Raw genomic sequence first — 20,476 nt, forward strand, 5'->3', positions numbered from 1 at the left:
CGGCGACTGGTGTCCGGAGATTTTGCCAAATTAGGAAGTCTTTTTCAGAGTTTCCTTAGCGCACTGCTTGAAGTACATACCCCTGCATGGCTGTTGGAAAATCTTTCCTCTTTTGAGTTTTCGATTGATTGAGAACCCGCTCTGGATGTCCACGGGCTAAGGCTTTTTCTGAAAAGTATTTGATATGGATATATAAAGCTGTTCGGGGTTTACGATTTTTTCAGTAACGGTTTTAAATTTTTTCGAGCTTTTTGAAGGCGTAGCATTAAATACCGCATGTTTTTATCAGTGGCTTATACAACAAAAGAGTAGTAAGAAGAATCGCAAATGCCGCGTGTTTTTAATGATAAATCATTGGGAAAAGTGTTATGAAAAAATTAGTACCTCTGTTGCTGTTGTTTTTGTCTTCGGCCAGTCAAGCTGCAGATTACTCGGTGACAACTACAAGAACACCTACGACTATAAACGGACCTGGGCATAATGCATTCTCCAGGCACCAGTTGAGATTGTCCGATTACCCTCGCGGGGCGGCCAATAACTCCCGATTGCGGAAAATCTCATGGACGGCGACATCATTTCCGGACAGTAAAGTTGAGCGCGCCAATCTTTGCTTTCGAACCACGGGTGTACACGATATCGATTGTGTAACTATTATTCCTGGCGCTCCAGGTAGTACTGAGCTCTTCAATAATCTCGGTTTTAGCTACGCGTCGGATGTGATCATTCGGCACAACGCTGAAAGTGGACCTTGGCAAAGTAAGCCGTTGGGGGCGGAAACAGTCACCTTTCATTTAACGTATTGATTGTCGACCCCTGACGATAAACGTCAGGGGTTCTATAGGCCAGGAGTCCACATTATGCGGGTAATCAGCTCTGGAATAGAAGCGCTGGTAACAGCAAGGCAACTTGATGAAAAAATAGCCTCTAAAAAAATACCCATTCTTGCTAGCTCATCCAGTCATCCAGACTTTCTGGACCCCTCCGTGACAATCAGCGGCGGGGCGATTCTCAAACAGAGAATTTTCGGACTGACAGACCCTAAATTTCCAGCACCCATGCTAGGTAAGGCAGAGTGCGGCACGTCCATGCCTGAAACCTCTTTTTTAACACGGGATGACCGAAGGCTTCTTGGCGAGGTTTATGAGTGGGCCAGAGATCAGGGGGCTGATCTTTTCTACGTCGATGACTTGGCGTTTGGGCTGGCATCCTACAGGGAGAAAGACGATGGAAGGATCTGGTCTCGTCATAACGAAGGCAAGACCTATGACATGGAAGGGCACAAGGTCTTTTACAGTTTTACAGATACAAATGCGGCGACGGCCAAGCGTATTATTGAGGGAAGCGCTTTAACAACGACACGGCTGGATCAGGGTTTTATTCGTTTTATCACGGACAAAGACTACGGTGCCCTTGGTCACAACCACTTTGAGTTCATGGAAAAAGTCATCAATCGTTTTTCGACGTCGGGGGAAAGGGACCAGCAACTTGGACCTGACTATGCTACCTATAAAAGCCAGAAAAACGACTACATTAGACTCTGTCAAAGGAAAAGTACGCCCTTGGCGAGGGTGACATTCGGGAAACCGGCATCCCCGCTCAAAAAACCGCAAAACCCAAGGAAATCACCCTGGAAAGCCTGCGAGAAGACATGCGCAACTCGTTCATGAAGGCAATGGGCATCAAGAACTTCTCATCCCTGTTTGACGTCCTGTTCAAGAACCGGCGTTGACCGGTCAGGCATCGGCACTCAGTGGTTGGAGCTCTGACGGCATATCCTGAGCGCTGGCCACGCAGTTGCGACCAGTGCTTTTGGCGAGGTACAGCGCCTTGTCTGCTTCGTGCAACCAGGATGAGGCATCCGGCAGTTCAGGAGAGTAGGCGGCTATGCCGATACTGAGGCTGACCTTGAGATCGCGCTGTAGAGAGTAGGTCATTTCATCTATCGCCAGACGCGTGCGCTCCAGGATTTCCCGCGCTTGAAACAAGTGGGTGTCCGGCAGAATGACGCAGAACTCATCCCCGCCACAACGTCCGATCAGATCCGAGTCACGCAGGTTTTCCATCAGTGCTTCACTGATGTTCTGCAGCACTGTATCGCCCATGAGGTGGCCATAGGTATCGTTGATGACTTTGAAATGGTCAATGTCGATCAGTGCGATGACGCACTGCTGATGCTGGTTCTGGCTTTTTACGTACTCCAGATCAAGCAGGTCTTTCCATGCGCCATGATTGAGCAGTCCAGTGAGGCTGTCGGTGCGGCTTATTTTGCGCAGGATGTTGCGATGCTCCCAGAGTTTCAGGGTGACCTGATGGCTCATCCAGCCGATGAAAATAGGGTAAATCACCAGTACGGGAAGGCAGGCGTAGATCTGTGCCATGTTGCCATACAGCTTGACAGCAGGGTTGAGCAAGGCCAGCGAGATCAGTACACCCAGTGCCTGTGCGCACAAGCCTTGCAGCATCAGGCGTGGCCCGGCAGCAGCCATGTTATGCATGGCCATCATCGCGATGACCGTAACGCCGGGAACGGCACTGAAGCCCATCGCGCCAATCCAGAACCCGCCCATCAGCGAATCGAAGAGCAGATTGCGCCATTCAGCCTGATAGGGTTCGCGCGACTTTTTCGCAATCTGGTAAGCAACATGTGGCCAGACCAAGGCATTGAGCAGTGCCAGCGTCCAAAGCCAGTGTGCGGCATTCACGTAATACAAAGACACAGCGACAGTAATAAAGCCAACGCTGACACCGAGAGATCTCGGCGCGTAGATCCGCTTGGCGAATGCCAGTCCCTTGCGGTGATATGAGCTCATAGTTCCTTACCGGACATAACGTCTTGAATCGGTCAGAAACCATGACTCCTTGACCGAAAGGCTGGAGTTTGAGCGTTCGACAGTGTCATGGGAAGAGCATTTTGCAGTGCTGTGTCAATTAGCTGCACATTGGGAAGGCTTGCCTGTTCCGGAGTCAATTAACTGACAAAAACAGCCAGGAAACAGGTTCAAAAATATGACGAAACATACAAGCAGCGGCACATTGGAATAACCGGGCAGTGTAGTTGCGTCTTTGCAAAAGTACTGCCCGGTGACATCCGGCTAATCGAGCCGGGCCAGGTTATGCGGCTGTCTTGTTTTTCTGAATCCCGGTCATCCAGGCGACACCAATGGCCAGCAATGCAACGACGGCTGCGACATATCCAACTGCATTCAGGCCCAGATGCTCAATGGTCAGACCGCCAATGATCGATCCCAGACCTATACCTGCGTTGGCGGCCGAGACGTTCAAGGTTCCTGCCAGTGCCTGGGCCTGCGGTGCCGCTTTCATCACCCTGATCTGACAGATAGGGAACAACGCTGTGTGGGCAATGCCCCAAATCACCAGCACCACGGCCAGTAACGGCATCGAGCCTGCGGCAGGTACGCTTGCGGTCATGCCCAGCGCCAGCAGCAGCGCAAACACCATGGTTGAGCCCAGCGGGCTGCGGTCCACATACCGGCCACCCAACGCATTGCCGATCAGGCCGACTGCACCAAAGCCCATTAACCACCAACCTACTTGAGCCGACTCGATACCTGCGATGCGTTCCAGCGTATCTGCCAGGTAGGTGTAGGCGCCAAACATGGCAGTGAACAGCAAAATGGACAGTAGCAGGTTGGCGAGGAACAGCGGATCTCGCAGGATTTTTGCCTGCTCGGCGAGGCCCACCTTTGCGGTAGGTTCAATACGTGGCATCGACAACGCCAGCAGCACTGCCATTAATGCAGACAGCAGCGTCAGCGCCCAGAACGCGCCGCGCCAGCCCACTGCATCGGCAAATACGGTGCCCAGCGGGATGCCGAACAGCATCGCGGCGGAGATACCGAGGTAGACCTGCGCCACAGCCTTGCCGGCGCGCTTCGGTCCGGCCAGCAGGCTTGCGGTTTCACTGGCGGTGCCCCAGAACACCGGCAACGCCAATGCTGGAATGAATCGCGCCAGTGCCAGCACCCAGATGTTGCTCGACACCGCAGCCAGAGCGTTGGAGGCCGCGAAAATCAGCAGGATGACGATGAACGTACGCTTGCGGTCCAGGTGCGAAAGCATGGCTGTCAGCGGCGGGCCAAACAGCATCACCGTGAAGGCGAATAGCGTGACCAGCAAACCGGCAGTAGAAATGGAAATTCCCAGATCGCGGGCCAGTGAAGGCAGCAGGCCTATGATGAGAAATTCAGTGGTAACGATTACGAAGCCAGCCAGCGCCAGGATCGCGATGGACAAGCCAGCACCGGTCGAGCTTTCGCTCTTGGTGCCGGAGGCGGCAGTTTCCAGAGACGGCATGATACGAACCCATAAAAAATAAGTTCGCCAGCTTATTGCAGAAAATGATTCCTATCTTTGGCAAATATTCATTACATTATGGACTTAAATTCACTAATTGGTCTTCCATGTGCTGTCCACTGACCGCCTCAAGGGCATCGAAACGTTTGTCGCCGTTGCCAATGCTGGGAGCTTTACGGCAGCCGCTGACCGCTTGAGTCTGACTAATTCCGCAGTCAGCAAAAGCGTTGCACGCCTGGAGAGCCGCCTGGGCATGCGTCTGTTCGAGCGCACTACCCGAAGTCTCGCGCTGACGGAGGAGGGGGCGGCCTATCACGCTGTGTGCACGCGCATGCTTGCCGACCTGGAGGCTGCCGAAACCGCGCTGGCGGCGCAGCGTACAGAACCCGCCGGACAACTGCGTATCGATCTGCCTGCGACCTTTGGTCGTTTGCACGCGCTGCCGCTGATCCTCGCCTTCACCGGGCAGCATCACAAGCTGCGCCCGCGGATAACCTTCACTGATCGTTTCGTTGACATTCTTGAGGAAGGTATCGACCTGGCCGTGCGCATCGGCGGTCCTGCTGTCTGGCCAGCGGGCGTGGCGCACCGTTACCTGGGCACCGAGCGGGTGATCTTTTGTGCGGCACCGGCTTATCTGGAGCGCCACGGCGTACCGACGACGTTCGAGGACCTCGCCAGTCACGCATGTATTCTGTTTGGTCGTGGCGATGGCAGCACCAGCCCCTGGTTGTTTGTTGACGATCAAGGGCAGCGGGAGGCGCGCGCTGTCGAAGCGCGGCTGGTTATTGGCAACGGCGAAGCCCAGGTGGCTGCGGTGACTTCGGCGTGGGGCATTGCGCAGCTGGCGACCTGGCTGATCAGGGAGCAGTTGCAGCGTGGCGAGTTGGTGGAGATCCTTCCACAACTGGCCACTGACGGTTTGGCGCTGCATCTGGCCTGGCCGCGCAACCGCGAGTCATTGCCCAAGGTGCAGGCGCTGGTCGAGCGACTTTCAGAGGCGTTGCGGGTGGATTAAGCCACAGGGGTTCAGCCACCCGATACTCGAATCATTCGCCTATGACGGCCTTCACCAGCGCTGCGTGTTCCTTCGGGTTTTTCGCGTTGGAGACCACGTTGAGCACGGCTGCGCGGGCACCCGAGGCGGCAATGATCGAGGTGCTCAGAACCTGGGCGTCGCTCATGGTCGCCGAGGTATCCAGCTGCCGTACACCCAGACCGTTCTTCTTGACGATCTTTTTGTCACCCAGCTTTTTGAAGTCTTTGTAGCCGGTACTCTGCTGGGCAAGTATCCCGGTGACCAGGCCATCAAGCACTACGCCGTCGTTGTCGCTGGCCTGGACGCCCATTGGCATAGGCGTCTCGGTAACGATCAGCACGCGCTTTTCAGCGGCATTGGTGTACAGCGCACCCGTCACCCCCTGAGCCTTGGCCTTCGCGTCAATCTCGGGCATCTCGCCCTGCACGTAGCCCGCAGGAATGGTAAACGCCAGTTTGCCACCCAGCAGCGACGCCTTTTGTACCGCAGCGGCGGCAGGCGCAGCGGCCTGGGGCTTGGTCGCGGCCTGAACGCTGACCATGCTCTGGCAGGCTGCCAGCGCGACACACACAACGATTGCCTTGAAACCGAAAGACCGCATGGAAATTCCTTGTTTGTCTATTAAATGGAGATGGATCGAGGCCTGTGTGCCCGAGGAATGTGAGTGGCCCGGCAGGTAAAAGTGCCCATAAAAAAACGACCAGCAGGATCACTCCAGCTGGCCGTCCTTTTACTGCGTTTCGCTTACTCGGCGATCTGCAGTTTGCGCGACTCGGTATAGACGTAACGCACCTTCTCGTACTCGAATGGCGAGTTCAGCTGGCCATAGCGGAAGCTGGTGACATACCGGCGGTCAATCGCACGCAGCACGGTAATTTCCGGATGGTCGTCGCTGACTTCGGCAACGTTCAGGAAGTTGATCTGGTTTTCAGCCGTGTAGTCGAACAGCATACCGCCCGTGTCACGCAGGTTCGATGGACCGAACAATGGCAACACCAGATAAGGGCCGGCAGGAACACCATAAAAGCCCAGCGTCTGGCCGAAGTCTTCGCTCTGGCGCGGCAGGCCCATCATGGTCGCCGGGTCCCACAGACCGGCGATGCCGATGGTGGTGTTGAGCAGCAGACGACCGGTTGTGTCCAGCGAACGCTCACCCTTGAACTGCAGCAGGCTATTCAGCAGGTTGGAGACGTCGCCCAGGTTGCTGAAAAAGTTGCTCACGCCGCTGCGCACGAAGCCGGGTGTGATGTAGCGATAGCCGTCCACGACCGGCAGGAACACCCATTCATCAAAGCGGTAGTTGAAGTGGTACACCCGACGGTTCCAGGATTCCAGCGGGTCGTAGACTTCCAGCGCGTTAATGGAGGCGCGCTCGAACTCACGCTGATCTAGCCCCGGGTTGAATTGCAGTGACTTCAGCGGTTGAGTGAAACCGTCAGCATCGGTCTGACGGGCCACAGTGGCCGGGTGCTGAGCCTTGTTGCTGGTATCCGCGTCAGCGGCCTGGACTGTGCCGGCACAGAGCAGAGCGGCAAGAAGTAAAAGACGTTTAGCCACGGAAAAACTCCAGCATGGCGTCGGTGTTGACGCGGTAATTAAGGTTGCCGCAATGCCCGCCGTACGGATAAACGGTCAGACGATCCCCGAAGGTCTTGCGCAGGAAGCCCAGATCACCCGAGCCCAGAATCACATCGTCAGCGTTGTGCATGACGGCAATCTTGGTGTTGCTGTGCAGGTAATCCTTGAGTGCGTAAAGACTGACCTGGTCGACCAGCTGCAGCAGGCTACCGCCGTCAGTGCGGGCGCGCCACATCGGAATGACCTGTTCGGTCAGGTAGCAATCGAAGTCGCATTGCAGGGCACGCTTGAGGAACGGCGTCAGGCTGGTGCCTTCAGAGATAGGGAATTTTGGTGGCGTGATCAGGCCGCGACGGTTGATCAGGTCCGAGGTGAACGCGATGTCGGCCGACGAGAAGCGGAACGAGGTACCGATCAGCATCGCCATCTGCTCATTGGTCAGGTGCTGCTTGGACTGCTGAAAGTCGAACAGCAGTGCATCGTTGAGGTCGATGTAACCCTTTTGCCGGAAGTAACGGGTCAGCTTGGCCAGCACCAGCTCGTAGAACGTGGTGGTGTTGTTGATGCCCTTGACGTTGGTCTGCACCAGTTTGTCGAGGTTGCTGATTGAGGTGTAAAGGTTGACCGGCGGGTTGAGCAGCAGCACTTTCTTGAAGTTGAAGCTGCGGCGGGTTTCATCCAGTTTGCTGACGAAGGCGGCATTCAGTGCGCCGAGGCTGTAACCGGTCAGGTAATAGTCGGTCACCGGCAGTTGCGCCTGCTGAGCCCGAATGGCCTGCATGACGCGATAAATGTCTTCTGCGTCGTCGGTGGAGACGCCAGGAGTGGCGAAGCGCGAGGCCGAACTCATGAAGTCGTAGCTGGTGGGCGAAGACAGCTGCACGACGTGGTAGCCCGCGCCGTAATAGAGTTTTTTCAGGAATTCATTGATGGTGCTGTTATACGGCGCACCGGTGCCGGCGATCAGGAAGATCAGCGGGGCAGCGTGGTCCTGCTTCGCCAGGCGATAGTGCAGCTTTTTTACCGCCCAGAAGTTGTCCGGCAGGGTGAACTCGCGCTCGGGATGCAGGTTCAGGGTGTAGACGTCCTGATCGATGTCTTCATCGTCAGGCAGATCGGGGCGCAGATCAGGCGGTGTGGTCGCAATGGTCGCTTCAAACGGATTAGTCAGCGGGTAGCCATAGGTAGCAGAGTCGACGGTGGTTGCCAGAGCGGACGCACTTAAACACAAGCCACCTATAACGGTAGCGAAGCGCAGAAAACGGAGCATGACTAAATCCCTTGGGAAAGAAGTGCTGATGAGATACGCAGGCTATGACCAAGGTGTAGTGCCAAAGTGCCGCATCCACCGGTTAACCGTGTAAATTATGACGGAACAATACACGTTCTTTGGATTTTGCAATGCAGTTATGCGGTTTATTTTTCGCAGGCGACGTAGATTGGCTCGGTTTGACCATACAGGCGGGGGACTGACTGCCGCTACATGCCGCTACGCTGCAGCTTCCTGGGGACGAAAAACACAAAGGAGAGCCGTAGCTCTCCTCCAATGTGTTTTACCTGCTCTTTTTATTGTTGTAGGGCGGCCTGTTATTGTTGTTGATGGCCAGTCCCTTTACAGCGTTGTTGAGCGACCCCCATCCGGGGTCAAGAGCAAACGTATTTTTTTGAGCGCTGACTCGCTTTAATCACCTGTCTTCACAACATCGTGATCCCACCGGTTCGGAAGCTACCTGAAGGTAGTTTTATTGTTCTCTGTCCGGTCGCGAGGCCTTTCACCGAAAGGTCCCTGTAAAGCTTATCCACTCCAAAAAAATCTGTTAGCTGCGCCTCTGTCCGTTTTGTTCTTGTTATGTCAGAGCCGTTACGTCTTGTTTTTATTGGTTTGCCGCTTCGTTTCTTGTTTTTGTTGTACAAGAGAGATAGCAGAAGCTGTGCCAACTTTTTAAAGTGCTTTTAAAACAACGATTTAGCTGTTCTGCGGGAAGAGGTGAGTGGGCTGCGCTGGAAAAACTGTTCCCGTGTTACCCGTTCGGGCCGGTGGATGTGAGTCGGCGGTAACACATCCTGTTTCCTTTTATAAAACGAGCAGGCTGAGACGTTTTTCAGCAGCGCTTGTCGCTGATGACTGCATGTTGTCGTTTCCCGTTGCCCGAGTGTCGTAGCCAGAGCATGTCTGCTTGCCCGGCAGGTTGATGATGACGGTGGCAATTTGCTGCGTGTCACTGCGCGTGGCGGCGATCAGAGCGCAGCGTGCCCCGAAACTGGACGCTCAGCGTTATACATCAGCCCCGGAGAGCCCGGGAAGTGATGCTTTCAAGCTTCTGCCCGCAGGGCGTGGGAGCGAACCTGTTCGCGAAAGGGCCGGTACAATCTCTGAATATGCATCGTCTGAGATACAGCCTTCGCGAACCAGTTCGCTCCCACGGCCTTCAGCCAGAATCACAAGCAACGTGTGTATGACGATGAGAGCCAAGCGTGGGTGTGCGCTTGAAAACAACGTTGACGAAGCCCGACAACCGTCGGTGCAGACTTCCGGGGAAGCGACAATGATGATGCGAAAAATACTGGGGGCGGGTGCCGCTCTGGTGCTTGCTGTCAGCTCCACGCTGGCGATTGCTGAAACCAAAACCCTGACTATCGGCTATGTGGAAGGCTGGTCCGACAGCGTCGCCACCACCTTCGTGGCTTCCGAAGTGATCAAGCAGAAGCTTGGCTACGACGTCAAACTGCAATCGGTCGCGGCCGGGATCATGTGGCAGGCCGTGGCCACCGACAAGCTCGACCTGATGTTGTCTGCTTGGCTTCCGGGCACTCACGGCGAGTACTACACCAAGTACAAGGATCAGGTCGTCAACTACGGGCCCAACTTCAAGGACGCCAAAATCGGCCTGATCGTGCCTGAATACGTGAAAGCCAAAACCATCGAAGACCTCAAGACCGATGCTTCCTTCAACAAGAAGATCACCGGGATCGATGCCGGTTCAGGGGTTATGCTCAAGACAGATCAGGCCATCAAGGATTACGGTCTGGACGGTTACAAACTGCAGGCGAGTTCCGGCGCAGGCATGATTGCCGAACTGACTCGTGCGGAGAAAGCGCAGAAAGCCATCGTCGTCACCGGCTGGGTGCCGCACTGGATGTTCGCCAAGTGGAAACTGCGTTTCCTGGAAGACCCTAAAGGCGTCTACGGTGCAGCTGAAACCGTCGACAACGTCGCCAGCCTTGGCCTGGAGAAAAAAGCCCCCGAGGTCGTGGCCTTCCTGAAAAAATTCCAGTGGGCATCCAAGGATGAAATCGGTGAAGTGATGCTGGCGATTCAGGACGGTGCCAAACCTGAAGCCGCTGCCAAGGACTGGGTAGCCAAGCACCCGGATCGGGTTGCTGCATGGACCGCTAAATAGTTCTGCAGCCCTCTGCAAAAGCCGTTTCAAGGCCGTCTGGTGCCATCGCCAGACGGCCTTTGGCGTTTCTGGACCACGGTATTTTCTGCACAGGCTGACTGATGGCGGACCTGTGCCGTGCAAAGAGGTTCATCTGCGGCTAGTGTCGTTCTAATACTAAGGTCGTCTGGAGTGCGCGCCGGACCCGACTAAAGTGCGTTACGTGACATCTCATCTGTGCTGCGAGGACAAAAACAATGAACGACAGCATTTACCTCTCGATTCAAAACAGCCCGCGTTTCAAGGAGCTGGTATCCAAAAGAGAGCGGTTCGCCTGGATTCTCTCGGCGATCATGCTTGGCCTGTATGCGGCCTTTATTCTTTTGATTGCGTACGGACCCCATATTCTGGGGGCCAAGTTGAGCCCGACTTCAACCATTACCTGGGGAATGCCGATAGGCGTAGGGCTGATTCTCTCCGCGTTTGTGCTGACCGCCATCTATGTTCGCCGTGCCAATGGCGAATTCGATGATCTGAACAACGCCATCCTGAAGGAGGCTCAGCAATGATCCGGCGCCTATCAGCAGCACTTGGCCTTGCCGCCTTCGCGCCGACTCTCTGGGCGGCAGACGCATTGACGGGCGCCGTGCAGAAGCAACCCCTTAACATCGCCGCGATTGTCATGTTCGTGGTATTCGTCGCCTTCACGCTGTACATCACCTACTGGGCGTCGAAAAAGAACAAGACCGCGTCGGACTACTACTCGGCAGGCGGCAAGATCACCGGTTTCCAGAACGGTCTGGCAATTGCCGGTGATTACATGTCGGCAGCGTCCTTTCTGGGGATTTCCGCACTGGTCTACACCTCCGGCTACGACGGCCTGATCTACTCGATCGGCTTCCTGGTGGGCTGGCCGATCATTCTGTTCCTGATCGCCGAACGCTTGCGTAACCTGGGTAAATACACATTTGCTGACGTTGCGTCGTATCGCCTCAAGCAAAAGGAAATTCGCACCTTGTCCGCCTGCGGCTCGCTGGTGGTAGTGGCGTTCTACCTGATTGCGCAAATGGTCGGTGCCGGCAAGCTGATCCAACTGCTGTTCGGTCTGGACTACACGGTTGCGGTGGTACTGGTCGGCATCCTGATGTGCCTTTACGTATTGTTCGGCGGCATGCTGGCCACTACCTGGGTGCAGATCATCAAGGCGGTCATGTTGCTGTCCGGTGCGTCGTTCATGGCCCTGATGGTTATGAAACACGTTAACTTCGACTTCAACATGCTGTTCTCCGAGGCGATCAAGGTTCACCCTAAAGGTGAAGCGATCATGAGCCCTGGCGGTCTGGTGAAAGACCCGATTTCAGCGTTCTCGCTGGGTCTGGCGCTGATGTTCGGTACTGCTGGCCTGCCGCATATTCTGATGCGCTTCTTCACCGTGAGCGATGCCAAGGAAGCCCGCAAGTCTGTGCTGTACGCAACCGGCTTCATCGGCTACTTCTACATCCTGACCTTTATCATCGGTTTTGGCGCGATCCTGCTGGTCAGCACCAACCCGGCGTTCAAGGATGCAGCGGGCGCCTTGCTGGGCGGTAACAACATGGCAGCGGTTCACCTGGCCGATGCGGTCGGTGGCAGCCTGTTCCTGGGCTTCATCTCGGCAGTCGCCTTCGCCACCATTCTGGCAGTGGTTGCCGGTCTGACCCTGGCAGGTGCTTCGGCGGTCTCCCATGACCTGTATGCCAGCGTGATCAAAGCGGGCAAGGCCAACGAGAAAGACGAGATCCGTATCTCGAAAATCACCACCATTGCGCTGGCAGTCGTGGCGATCCTTCTGGGTATTGCCTTCGAAAGTCAGAACATCGCGTTCATGGTGGGTCTGGCGTTCTCGGTCGCTGCAAGCTGCAACTTCCCGATCCTGCTGCTTTCCATGTACTGGAAAAACCTGACCACCCGTGGCGCTATGATTGGCGGCTGGATGGGCCTGATCAGTGCCGTGGTGCTGATGATCCTGGGGCCAACCATCTGGGTGCAGATCCTGCATCACGAGAAAGCCATTTTCCCTTACGAATACCCGGCGCTGTTTTCTATCGCCATCGCCTTCGTAGGTATCTGGTTCTTCTCCATCACCGACAAGTCGAAAGCGGCAGAGGGCGAGCGCGCCTTGTTCTACCCGCAATTCGTCCGGTCACAAACAGGCCTGGGTGCCAGCGGTGCGGTTTCGCACTAAGCGCTGAAGCAGTAAATAAAGCAGCCTTCGGGCTGCTTTTTCATGGGCCATAAAAAAGCCCCGCCTGGAGAGGCGGGGCTTTTGCCTGTTGCTTGAAGCAACAGGTTATATCTTGCCGAGCAATACCAGAATCAGCAGGATCACCAGGATAGTACCGATGATGCCCGACGGACCGTAGCCCCAGCTGCGCGAGTGCGGGAATACCGGCAGACCGCCAACCAGCAACAGAATCAGAACGATGATAAGAATAGTGCCGATGCCCATGATGAGTTCCCTCTTTCATTTAAGTTAGTTAACAGATGCAGTACAGAATTTCATACCCAACGGCACTGAATTTGCCTGCTTGACTCATCCGACTATGGCCACTCGGGAAAGGTTTCATCTATTTTTAATAATTTCTTACATATCTAAAAAATCATTAAAATCATGGGCTTGATGTGTTTTTGTCCGACAATAATTCGGGTCTAGTTGATGGAAAGTGCCTGAAATGATCTTAAAAATAATTGAACTAAATGGCGTGAAAATTCTCCGCTGATTTGCACAGATGACCTGATTGAAATCCAGCAGAGGGCGCGCAGATGTTTTATCGAGTGGCGGCAGATGCCGTGGTCGCGTTTCATCTACTGTTCATCGTATTCGTGCTGTTCGGCGGTCTGCTGGTAGTGAGCAGGCCGTGGCTGGCATTACTACACGTTCCGGCAGTTGCGTGGGGGGCTGCGGTTGAGTTTCTGCATCTGTATTGCCCACTGACACCGCTGGAAAACACACTGCGCCGCACAGCCGGTGAGCAAGGATATGACGGCGGCTTCGTCGAGCATTATCTGATTCCGCTGATCTACCCGGCCGGGCTTACGCCGGGCATACAGCTGTGGCTGGGGGGCATTGTGCTGTTGGTCAATGTGTCGGTGTACGGCCTGTTATTGATGCGTTTCGTATCACGCGTGCGGCATTCATAAGCTTCGGGTTTGCCCCAGGCATTCAGCGCCTTGATGGTGGGGTTGTAGGGCCCCGGCTGTGATTACACTCAGGCAACTCCTGCACATCACAAGGCACTCGGCTATGCAAAACCGCATCATGATTACTGGCGCCGGCTCAGGTCTGGGTCGTGAAATTGCACTGCGCTGGGCGCGCGAAGGCTGGCGGCTGGCGCTGTCGGACATCAACGATGCCGGTCTGCAGGAAACCCTGATGCTGGTGCGCGAGGCGGGTGGTGACGGGTTCGTTCAGCGTTGCGATGTTCGCGATTACAGTCAGCTCACGGCGTTTGCTCAGGCATGTGAAGAGCGACTGGGCGGCATCGACATCATCGTCAACAACGCGGGCGTGGCATCGGGTGGCTTCTTCAACGAGCTGTCGCTGGAAGACTGGGACTGGCAGATCGCGATCAACCTGATGGGGGTCGTCAAAGGCTGCAAGGCGTTTTTGCCTATGTTGCAGGCCAGCAAAGGCAAAATCATCAACATTGCGTCGATGGCTGCGCTGATGCAGGCCCCGGCCATGAGCAATTACAACGTCGCCAAGGCAGGGGTTGTGGCACTTTCTGAAAGCCTGCTGGTTGAACTGCATGATCAGGGCGTTGCCGTGCATGTGGTTTGTCCGTCGTTCTTTCAGACCAACTTGCTGGATTCGTTTCGAGGCCCGACGCCTGCCATGAAAGCGCAGATCGGCAGACTGCTGGAGAAGTCACCGATCACTGCCGCAGATATTGCCGACTACATCTTCAGGCAAGTAGCCGCAGGCGAGTTCATGATCCTGCCCCACGAAGAAGGCCGAATGGCCTGGGACCTGAAGCGCAACCAGCCACAAGCGATGTATGACGAAATGACCATCATGTGCGCAAAGATGCGCGCCAAGGCGCAGAAAGGGCACGCCTGACGCCGCCCCAAAGTTTCACTATCGTGCGACGCTCCGCGTCGCATGCCGTTCTGGACGCTCTGCGTCCTCTTGAGCGACGTGTTCAAGGTCATCAGGGTCTCATGACCGCGCTGTTTTCTGATAGGGTTACGCCCCTCTTTTAAGCCCCTTTCAGCGAGTCCATCGTGCTCAATTACCTGTGGTTCTTTCTCGCAGCCCTGTTCGAGATATTCGGCTGCTATGCCTTCTGGCTATGGCTGCGCCAAGGCAAAAGCGCGCTGTGGGTCATTCCGGCACTCATCAGCCTGACACTGTTCGCGCTGTTGCTGACACGTGTGGAAGCGGCCTATGCGGGGCGAGCCTATGCGGCGTATGGCGGGATTTACATCGTCGCGTCGATTGCCTGGCTGGGGCTGGTCGAGCGGGTCAGGCCGCTGGGTACGGACTGGCTGGGTCTGGCTTTCTGCGTGATCGGCGCGACTATCATCCTGCTCGGGCCGCGCTGGTCAGCTCCATGAAAACTGCGGCTGCCAGCGATATTTCCTACAGATTTAGCTAGAAAGTAAGACCCTTCCTTCAGTCTTTTCCGATGCGTTTGAAGGGCGTTACTGATTTGCCATCAGCGCATTGAAGCGCTCGGTTTCGCAATGCACCCTGCCTTTTTGCGCAACGAGAAGGGTGGGAAAAATGCTGGTACTGACGCGGGAAATTGGTGAAACGTTTTCAATCGGTGATGACATCACCGTGCAGATTCTGGGTATCAACGGCAATCAGGTGAGGCTCGGGATCAATGCCCCGAAAGACATCAAGGTTCACCGAGCCGAGGTCTACAAGCGCATCGCCAACAAACTTTCGCAACAAGCGACAACGCCGCTTCAATAGGCGACGTTGTTCGCCTCATTGAAAACCCGATTCAGGCCCGCCCAAGGTTATTCAAAAAACTCCTTGGGCACATCGTGCTTGAGCATCAACTGACATTGCTGACTCTCAAGATCGAAAAAGATTACCGCCTGGCCTTTGGTCAGCGCATGTCGCACACGCAGCACGCGGGTTTGCAGCGGTGTTTCGTCGCCATTATCGGTGCCCTCACGGGTGACAAAATCCTCGATCAGGCGGGTGAGGGTGTCGGGTTCCAGTTGGTCGTAGGGGATCAGCATGGCGGTTCTCGTGTCGATGAGCAGCGATGATAGAACTGCGGTGCCAGGCACCGCAATTCACAGGCCCTCAACTTTCCTCGCGATTCTGCCCGATCAGGCTGTCGACCGGTGGCACACGGGTGTCGGATTCCATCTGCGCATCATGCTCGATCTGATGGCTGAACCGCTCCAGTGAACTCTGGGCCGGTTTGGCATCGCTGGCGAACACAGGTGGGCTCAATATGTAAGCACCCAGCAGTTTGCTCAGCGCTGCCAGGCTATCGATGTGCGTGCGCTCATAACCGTGAGTCGCGTCGCAGCCGAAGGCCAGCAGGGCCGTGCGGATGTCGTGCCCCGACGTCACTGCCGAATGCGCATCGCTGTAGTAATAGCGAAACAGGTCACGGCGTACCGGCAGTTCGTTCTCTACGCCCAGACGCAGCAAGTGGCGTGACAGATGGTAGTCGTACGGACCGCCCGAGTCCTGCATCGCCACGCTCACCGCGTGCTCACTGGAGTGCTGGCCCGGTGCAACCGGCGCGATGTCGATACCGACGAACTCGCTCACGTCCCAAGGCAGTACGCCCGCTGCGCCCGTACCGGTTTCTTCGGTGATGGTGAACAGCGGGTGGCAATCGATCAACGGTTCTGCACCGCTGTCGACAATGGATTTCAGCGCCGCAAGCAGCGCCGCGACACCGGCCTTGTCATCCAGATGGCGTGCACTGATGTGACCGCTCTCGGTGAACTCCGGCAGCGGGTCGAAAGCCACAAAGTCGCCGATACCGATGCCCAGCGATTCGCAGTCGGCACGTGTGGTGCAATAGGCATCCAGACGCAGCTCGACGTGGTCCCAACTGATCGGCATCTCGTCCACGGCGGTATTGAACGCATGACCGGACGCCATCAACGGCAGAACGCTGCCACGAATCACGCCCGTGTCGGTGAATACACTGACACGGCTGCCCTCGGCAAACCGGCTTGACCAGCAACCGACTGCCGCCAGCGCCAGGCGGCCATTGTCTTTGACTTCCCGAACGCTGGCACCGATGGTGTCCAGGTGCGCCGATACCGCACGGTCAGGGCTATTCTGCTTGCCCTTGAGGGTGGCGCGGATCGTGCCGCGGCGGGTCAGTTCGAACGGGATGCCCAGTTCTTCAAGACGCTCGGCCACGTAACGCACGATAGTGTCGGTAAAACCGGTCGGACTTGGAATCGCGAGCATTTCCAACAGAACTTTCTGCAGGTATTTCAGATCCGGATCGGGGATATTTGCAGGGGTCATGGATGCTCCTTATGGAACAGTTGCAAGCCACAGGCTGCAAGGGCTGATAGCCCTTTTGCAGCCTGTGTCCGCAACTGCGATCAGATATGCACAGGCAGGCTGTGCGGAAACAACAGATCGACGAAACGTTCGGCGGTGGGTTGCGGTTCGTGGTTGGCAAGGCCCACGCGTTCATTGGCTTCGATGAACACGTACTCGGGCTGATCGGCGGCCGGCACCATCAGGTCCAGGCCGACGACCGGGATGTCCAGAGCCCGCGCTGCACGTACTGCTGCATCGCTGAGCACCGGGTGCAGAATGGCCGTGACATCTTCAAGGCAGCCACCGGTGTGCAAGTTTGCAGCGCGGCGCACGGCCAGACGCTGATCCATCGGCAGGATATCGGTATAGTCAAAACCGGCCTCGCGCACTGTGCGCTCGGTCTCCTGGTCCATCGGAATACGGCTTTCGCCATCAGTCGCGGCGGCACGGCGACGGCTCTGGGCCTCGATCAACTGTTTGATGGTATGGCGTCCATCACCAATGACCTCAGCCGGACGACGGATCGCTGCAGCCACCACCTGAAAGCCGATCACCACGATGCGCAGGTCGAGGCCTTCATGAAAGCTTTCCAGAATGACGCGCGTGTCGAACCGACGGGCCTGTTCGATAGCGCTCTGAACGTCTTCGATGGTCCGCAGATCGACGGCAACGCCCTGGCCTTGCTCGCCATCCAGCGGCTTGACCACGATTTGCCCGTGCTCTTCAAGAAACGCCAGGTTGTCGTCCGCACTGCCTGCCCGCTGCTGCGCGGGCAAGCGCAGCCCGGCCGCCTTCAACGCACGATGGGTCAGGCTCTTGTCCTGACACAGGGTCATGCTCACTGCGCTGGTCAGATCGCTCAACGACTCGCGGCAGCGGATCCGGCGACCGCCGTAGCTGAGGGTAAACAGGCCGGCATCGGCGTCATCCACCTGCACGTCAATACCACGACGATGGGCTTCCTCGACGATGATTCGCGCATATGGATTGAAATCCGCCTGCGGACCGGGGCCGAGGAACAACGACTCGTTGATGCCGTTCTTGCGCTTGATGGCGAAGGTCGGCAGGTTACGGAAATTCAGCTTGGCGTACAGCGCCTTGGCCTGATCGTTGTCATGCAACACCGACAGATCAAGGTAGCTCAGACCGCGGCTCATGAAGTGCTCGATCAAATGCCGCACCAGCACTTCACCCACGCCGGGACGTGTGCATTGCGGGTCAACCGCCAGGCACCAGAGGCTGCTGCCTTTTTCCGGGTCATTGAAGGCTTTCTGATGATCAAGGCCCATGACGCTGCCGATGATCGTGTTGCTGCCCTCATCTTCGGCCACCCAATATACCGGGCCACCTTCATGGCGCGGCGTGAGCAGGGCCGGGTCGATGGGCAACATGCCGCGTGCCAGATACAGGTTATTGATGGCTTGCCAGTCCGCTTCGTTATGCGCCCGGCGGATGCGGTACCCGCGAAACACCCGGTGCGCCGGTCGGTAGTCGCTGAACCACAGACGAAGCGTGTCCGACGGGTCGAGAAACAACTGCTGCGGCGATTGGGCCAATACCTGCTGCGGCGCCGCCACATACAAGGCAATGTCACGCTCGCCGGGCTTTTCGTTGAGCAGGTCTTGGGCCAGTGCTGCCGGATCAGGGTAAGTGTGACCGATCAGCAAGCGACCCCAGCCACAATGCAGCGCCAAAGGCTCTGCGTCTATCTGGCTGCCATCTTCGGCAAGACGCGCTTGCAGACGTTCGTACGAGGGCGACTGGCCACGCAACAAGCGCTGGCTATAAGTCGTCGCGTTCTGTTTCATCAATCACAGTCCTTGTTCGCTGAGCCACAGGTTCAGCGCTGCCAGTTGCCACAACTTGGAGCCGCGCAATGGCGTGAGCTGGCCCTCTGGGTTGGTCAGCAACTTATCGACCATGGCCGGATTGAACAGGCCGCGGTCCTGACTGGAGTCGGTCAACAGTTCACGCACCCAGTTAAGGGTGTCGCCCTGCAAGTGCTTGAGGCCGGGAACCGGGAAGTAGCCCTTCTTGCGGTCGATCACTTCTGAAGGAATGACCAGACGCGCCGCTTCTTTCAACACTTGCTTGCCGCCATCAGGCAATTTGAACTTGCCCGGAATACGCGCAGACAGCTCAACCAGACGGTAGTCAAGGAACGGCGTGCGCGCTTCCAGGCCCCAGGCCATGGTCATATTGTCGACACGTTTGACCGGGTCATCGACCAGCATCACCGTACTGTCCAGGCGCAACGCCTTGTCGACCGCCGCGCTGGCACCGGGCTGGGCGAAATGATCGCGAACGAAATCACCGGCTGCGTCGTTAGTTGTGCGCCACTTCGGCTGCACCGTCTCGGCGTATTCCGCATAGCTGCGGTCGACAAACGCATCGCGGTAGGCCGCAACCGGGTCGCTCGCGCCGTCCACTTGTGGGTACCAGTGGTAACCGGCAAACAGCTCGTCAGCGCCCTGGCCGCTCTGTACTACCTTGCAATGCTTGGACACTTCACGCGACAGCAGGTAGAAGGCGATGCAATCGTGGCTGACCATCGGCTCGCTCATGGCGCGGAACGCCGCAGGCAGCTGTTCGATGATCTCGCTTTCCTGAATACGCAACTGGTGGTGGCGTGTGCCGTAATGCTTGGCGATCAGGTCGGAATACTGAAATTCGTCGCCACGCTCGCCACCGGCATCCTGAAAGCCGATAGAGAAGGTCGACAGGTCTTCGACCCCCACTTCACGCAACAGGCCGACCAGCATGCTGGAGTCGACACCGCCGGAAAGCAGCACGCCGACGTCTACCGCGGCACGCTGACGAATCGCCACTGCTTCACGGGTGCTGTCCAATACGCGGTCGCGCCAGTCTTCGAGCGTGAGGTTTTTCTCGTCTTCATGAGGACCGTAAGGCAGGGTCCACCAGACTTTCTGCTCGACCTTGCCGCTGGCGTCGATGCGCATCCAGCTGGCTGGCGGCAACTTCTCGACGCCCGCCAGCAGCGTGCGCGGGGCAGGCACCACAGCGTGGAAGTTGAGGTAATGATTGAGCGCCACCGGATCAAGCATTCCGCTGATATCACCACCCTTGAGCAGGGCAGGCAGCGAAGACGCGAAGCGCAGGCGCTTGTCGGTTTTCGACAGGTACAACGGCTTTACGCCGAGGCGGTCACGGGCGATGAACAGCCGCTTGCTGTCACGCTCCCAGATGGCGAAGGCGAACATGCCATTGAGCTTGGGAAGCATGTCTGCGCCCCAGGCGTGATAGCCCTTGAGCAACACCTCGGTGTCGCCACCGGAATGGAACTGATAGCCAAGGCTTTCCAACTCGGCACGTAATTCCGGGAAGTTATAAATCGCACCGTTGAAGGCCATGGACAGGCCCAGGTGACTGTCGATCATCGGCTGCGCCGAGCCATCCGACAGGTCCATGATTTTCAGACGGCGATGACCAAGGGCAACCGGCCCCTGGCTGTGAAACCCCCACGCGTCCGGGCCGCGAGGCGCCAGCTCATGGGTAATGCGCTCAACAGCGGCCAGGTCCGCTGGTTGATGGTCGAAACGTAATTCACCTGCTAATCCGCACATAAGTCCTTACCGGGTTTCCGTTGGGGAGGTGACTGAGAAAGTGCAGTCACCCAGAAACTGA

General features: G+C 56.7%; 18 protein-coding genes and 1 pseudogene. 9 read left to right on the forward strand and 10 right to left on the reverse strand.

The features are described from left to right. Positions 1-857: 857 nt before the first annotated feature. Positions 858-1,729: pseudogene (locus tag RYA97_RS00860) on the forward strand (hypothetical protein). 4 nt (positions 1,730-1,733) lie between these two features. Here the strand turns inward: RYA97_RS00860 and RYA97_RS00865 are convergent. Together RYA97_RS00865 and RYA97_RS00870 are read right to left on the reverse strand one after the other, a co-directional pair. After that, the gene (locus RYA97_RS00865; protein WP_117139724.1) at positions 1,734-2,810 is read right to left on the reverse strand and encodes a diguanylate cyclase; all 1,077 of its coding nucleotides are present in this window, start codon (positions 2,808-2,810) and stop codon (positions 1,734-1,736) included. Between the two features lie 301 nt (positions 2,811-3,111). Next, positions 3,112-4,314, reverse strand: a complete 1,203-nt coding sequence (locus RYA97_RS00870) for an MFS transporter (protein WP_005746258.1) — start codon at positions 4,312-4,314, stop codon at positions 3,112-3,114. 109 nt (positions 4,315-4,423) lie between these two features. Here RYA97_RS00870 and RYA97_RS00875 point away from each other — a divergent pair, with 109 nt between their 5' ends. After that, positions 4,424-5,332: a LysR family transcriptional regulator gene (locus RYA97_RS00875; RefSeq protein ID WP_016980778.1), complete on the forward strand. Its 909-nt coding sequence runs from the start codon at positions 4,424-4,426 to the stop codon at positions 5,330-5,332. A 31-nt stretch (positions 5,333-5,363) separates the two neighbouring features. Here the strand turns inward: RYA97_RS00875 and RYA97_RS00880 are convergent, their stop codons facing one another. The 3 genes from RYA97_RS00880 to RYA97_RS00890 form a co-directional block, all read right to left on the reverse strand. After that, the gene (locus RYA97_RS00880) at positions 5,364-5,954 is read right to left on the reverse strand and encodes a polyribonucleotide nucleotidyltransferase (polynucleotide phosphorylase) (RefSeq protein WP_002552548.1); all 591 of its coding nucleotides are present in this window, start codon (positions 5,952-5,954) and stop codon (positions 5,364-5,366) included. 143 nt (positions 5,955-6,097) lie between these two features. Continuing rightward, the gene (locus RYA97_RS00885) at positions 6,098-6,910 is read right to left on the reverse strand and encodes a VacJ family lipoprotein (RefSeq protein WP_005733992.1); all 813 of its coding nucleotides are present in this window, start codon (positions 6,908-6,910) and stop codon (positions 6,098-6,100) included. Then, on the reverse strand, positions 6,903-8,201 hold the full coding sequence (locus tag RYA97_RS00890) for a serine protein kinase PrkA (RefSeq protein WP_005733991.1): 1,299 nt from the start codon (positions 8,199-8,201) through the stop codon (positions 6,903-6,905). Before RYA97_RS00890 ends, RYA97_RS00885 begins: the two co-directional genes overlap by 8 nt. 1,276 nt (positions 8,202-9,477) lie before the next feature. On the opposite strand from RYA97_RS00890, the gene RYA97_RS00895 reads away from it, so the two are divergent. The 3 genes from RYA97_RS00895 to RYA97_RS00905 all read left to right on the forward strand — a co-directional run bounded on the left by RYA97_RS00895 (position 9,478) and on the right by RYA97_RS00905 (position 12,535). Next, complete coding sequence (locus tag RYA97_RS00895) at positions 9,478-10,332, forward strand: glycine betaine ABC transporter substrate-binding protein (protein ID WP_002552551.1); 855 nt, start codon at positions 9,478-9,480, stop codon at positions 10,330-10,332. A gap of 236 nt (positions 10,333-10,568) precedes the next feature. Beyond that, positions 10,569-10,880: a DUF485 domain-containing protein gene (locus tag RYA97_RS00900; protein ID WP_002552552.1), complete on the forward strand. Its 312-nt coding sequence runs from the start codon at positions 10,569-10,571 to the stop codon at positions 10,878-10,880. Next, the gene (locus RYA97_RS00905) at positions 10,877-12,535 is read left to right on the forward strand and encodes a cation acetate symporter (protein WP_005746255.1); all 1,659 of its coding nucleotides are present in this window, start codon (positions 10,877-10,879) and stop codon (positions 12,533-12,535) included. The genes RYA97_RS00900 and RYA97_RS00905 overlap by 4 nt, the downstream gene beginning before the upstream one ends. Positions 12,536-12,640: 105 nt before the next feature. Here the strand turns inward: RYA97_RS00905 and RYA97_RS00910 are convergent, their stop codons facing one another. Next, positions 12,641-12,799, reverse strand: coding sequence for a DUF3309 family protein (locus tag RYA97_RS00910; protein WP_002552554.1), 159 nt, complete (start codon positions 12,797-12,799; stop codon positions 12,641-12,643). A gap of 314 nt (positions 12,800-13,113) precedes the next feature. Here RYA97_RS00910 and RYA97_RS00915 point away from each other — a divergent pair, with 314 nt between their 5' ends. The 4 genes from RYA97_RS00915 to csrA all read left to right on the forward strand — a co-directional run bounded on the left by RYA97_RS00915 (position 13,114) and on the right by csrA (position 15,271). Next, on the forward strand, positions 13,114-13,491 hold the full coding sequence (locus RYA97_RS00915; RefSeq protein WP_005746253.1) for a DUF2784 domain-containing protein: 378 nt from the start codon (positions 13,114-13,116) through the stop codon (positions 13,489-13,491). A gap of 103 nt (positions 13,492-13,594) precedes the next feature. Beyond that, the gene (locus tag RYA97_RS00920; RefSeq protein WP_005746252.1) at positions 13,595-14,410 is read left to right on the forward strand and encodes an SDR family oxidoreductase; all 816 of its coding nucleotides are present in this window, start codon (positions 13,595-13,597) and stop codon (positions 14,408-14,410) included. A 164-nt stretch (positions 14,411-14,574) separates the two neighbouring features. Continuing rightward, entirely contained in the window at positions 14,575-14,907 is a 333-nt protein-coding gene (locus RYA97_RS00925; protein ID WP_029240841.1) for a YnfA family protein, read from the forward strand. A gap of 169 nt (positions 14,908-15,076) precedes the next feature. Beyond that, positions 15,077-15,271 carry a carbon storage regulator CsrA gene (gene csrA, locus RYA97_RS00930; protein WP_002552557.1) on the forward strand — a complete coding sequence of 65 codons (195 nt, stop codon included), beginning with the start codon at positions 15,077-15,079 and terminating at the stop codon, positions 15,269-15,271. 47 nt (positions 15,272-15,318) lie between these two features. Here csrA and RYA97_RS00935 read toward each other — a convergent pair whose 3' ends face one another. From RYA97_RS00935 to RYA97_RS00950, 4 genes are all read right to left on the reverse strand, one after another. After that, positions 15,319-15,546 (reverse strand): YheU family protein, encoded by a 228-nt coding sequence (locus RYA97_RS00935; RefSeq protein ID WP_003314533.1) that lies wholly within the window; start codon positions 15,544-15,546, stop codon positions 15,319-15,321. A 67-nt stretch (positions 15,547-15,613) separates the two neighbouring features. Beyond that, entirely contained in the window at positions 15,614-16,810 is a 1,197-nt protein-coding gene (locus tag RYA97_RS00940) for an osmoprotectant NAGGN system M42 family peptidase (RefSeq protein WP_002552559.1), read from the reverse strand. Positions 16,811-16,890: 80 nt separating this feature from the next. Continuing rightward, a complete protein-coding gene (gene ngg / locus RYA97_RS00945) occupies positions 16,891-18,639 on the reverse strand; it encodes an N-acetylglutaminylglutamine synthetase (RefSeq protein WP_117139722.1) in 1,749 nt (582 codons plus the stop codon). A 3-nt stretch (positions 18,640-18,642) separates the two neighbouring features. After that, on the reverse strand, positions 18,643-20,415 hold the full coding sequence (locus RYA97_RS00950; RefSeq protein ID WP_117139721.1) for an N-acetylglutaminylglutamine amidotransferase: 1,773 nt from the start codon (positions 20,413-20,415) through the stop codon (positions 18,643-18,645). Between the last annotated feature and the right edge of the window lie 61 nt (positions 20,416-20,476).

This window comes from Pseudomonas syringae group sp. 26L6, assembly GCF_032587815.1.
Lineage (GTDB): Bacteria > Pseudomonadota > Gammaproteobacteria > Pseudomonadales > Pseudomonadaceae > Aquipseudomonas > Aquipseudomonas amygdali.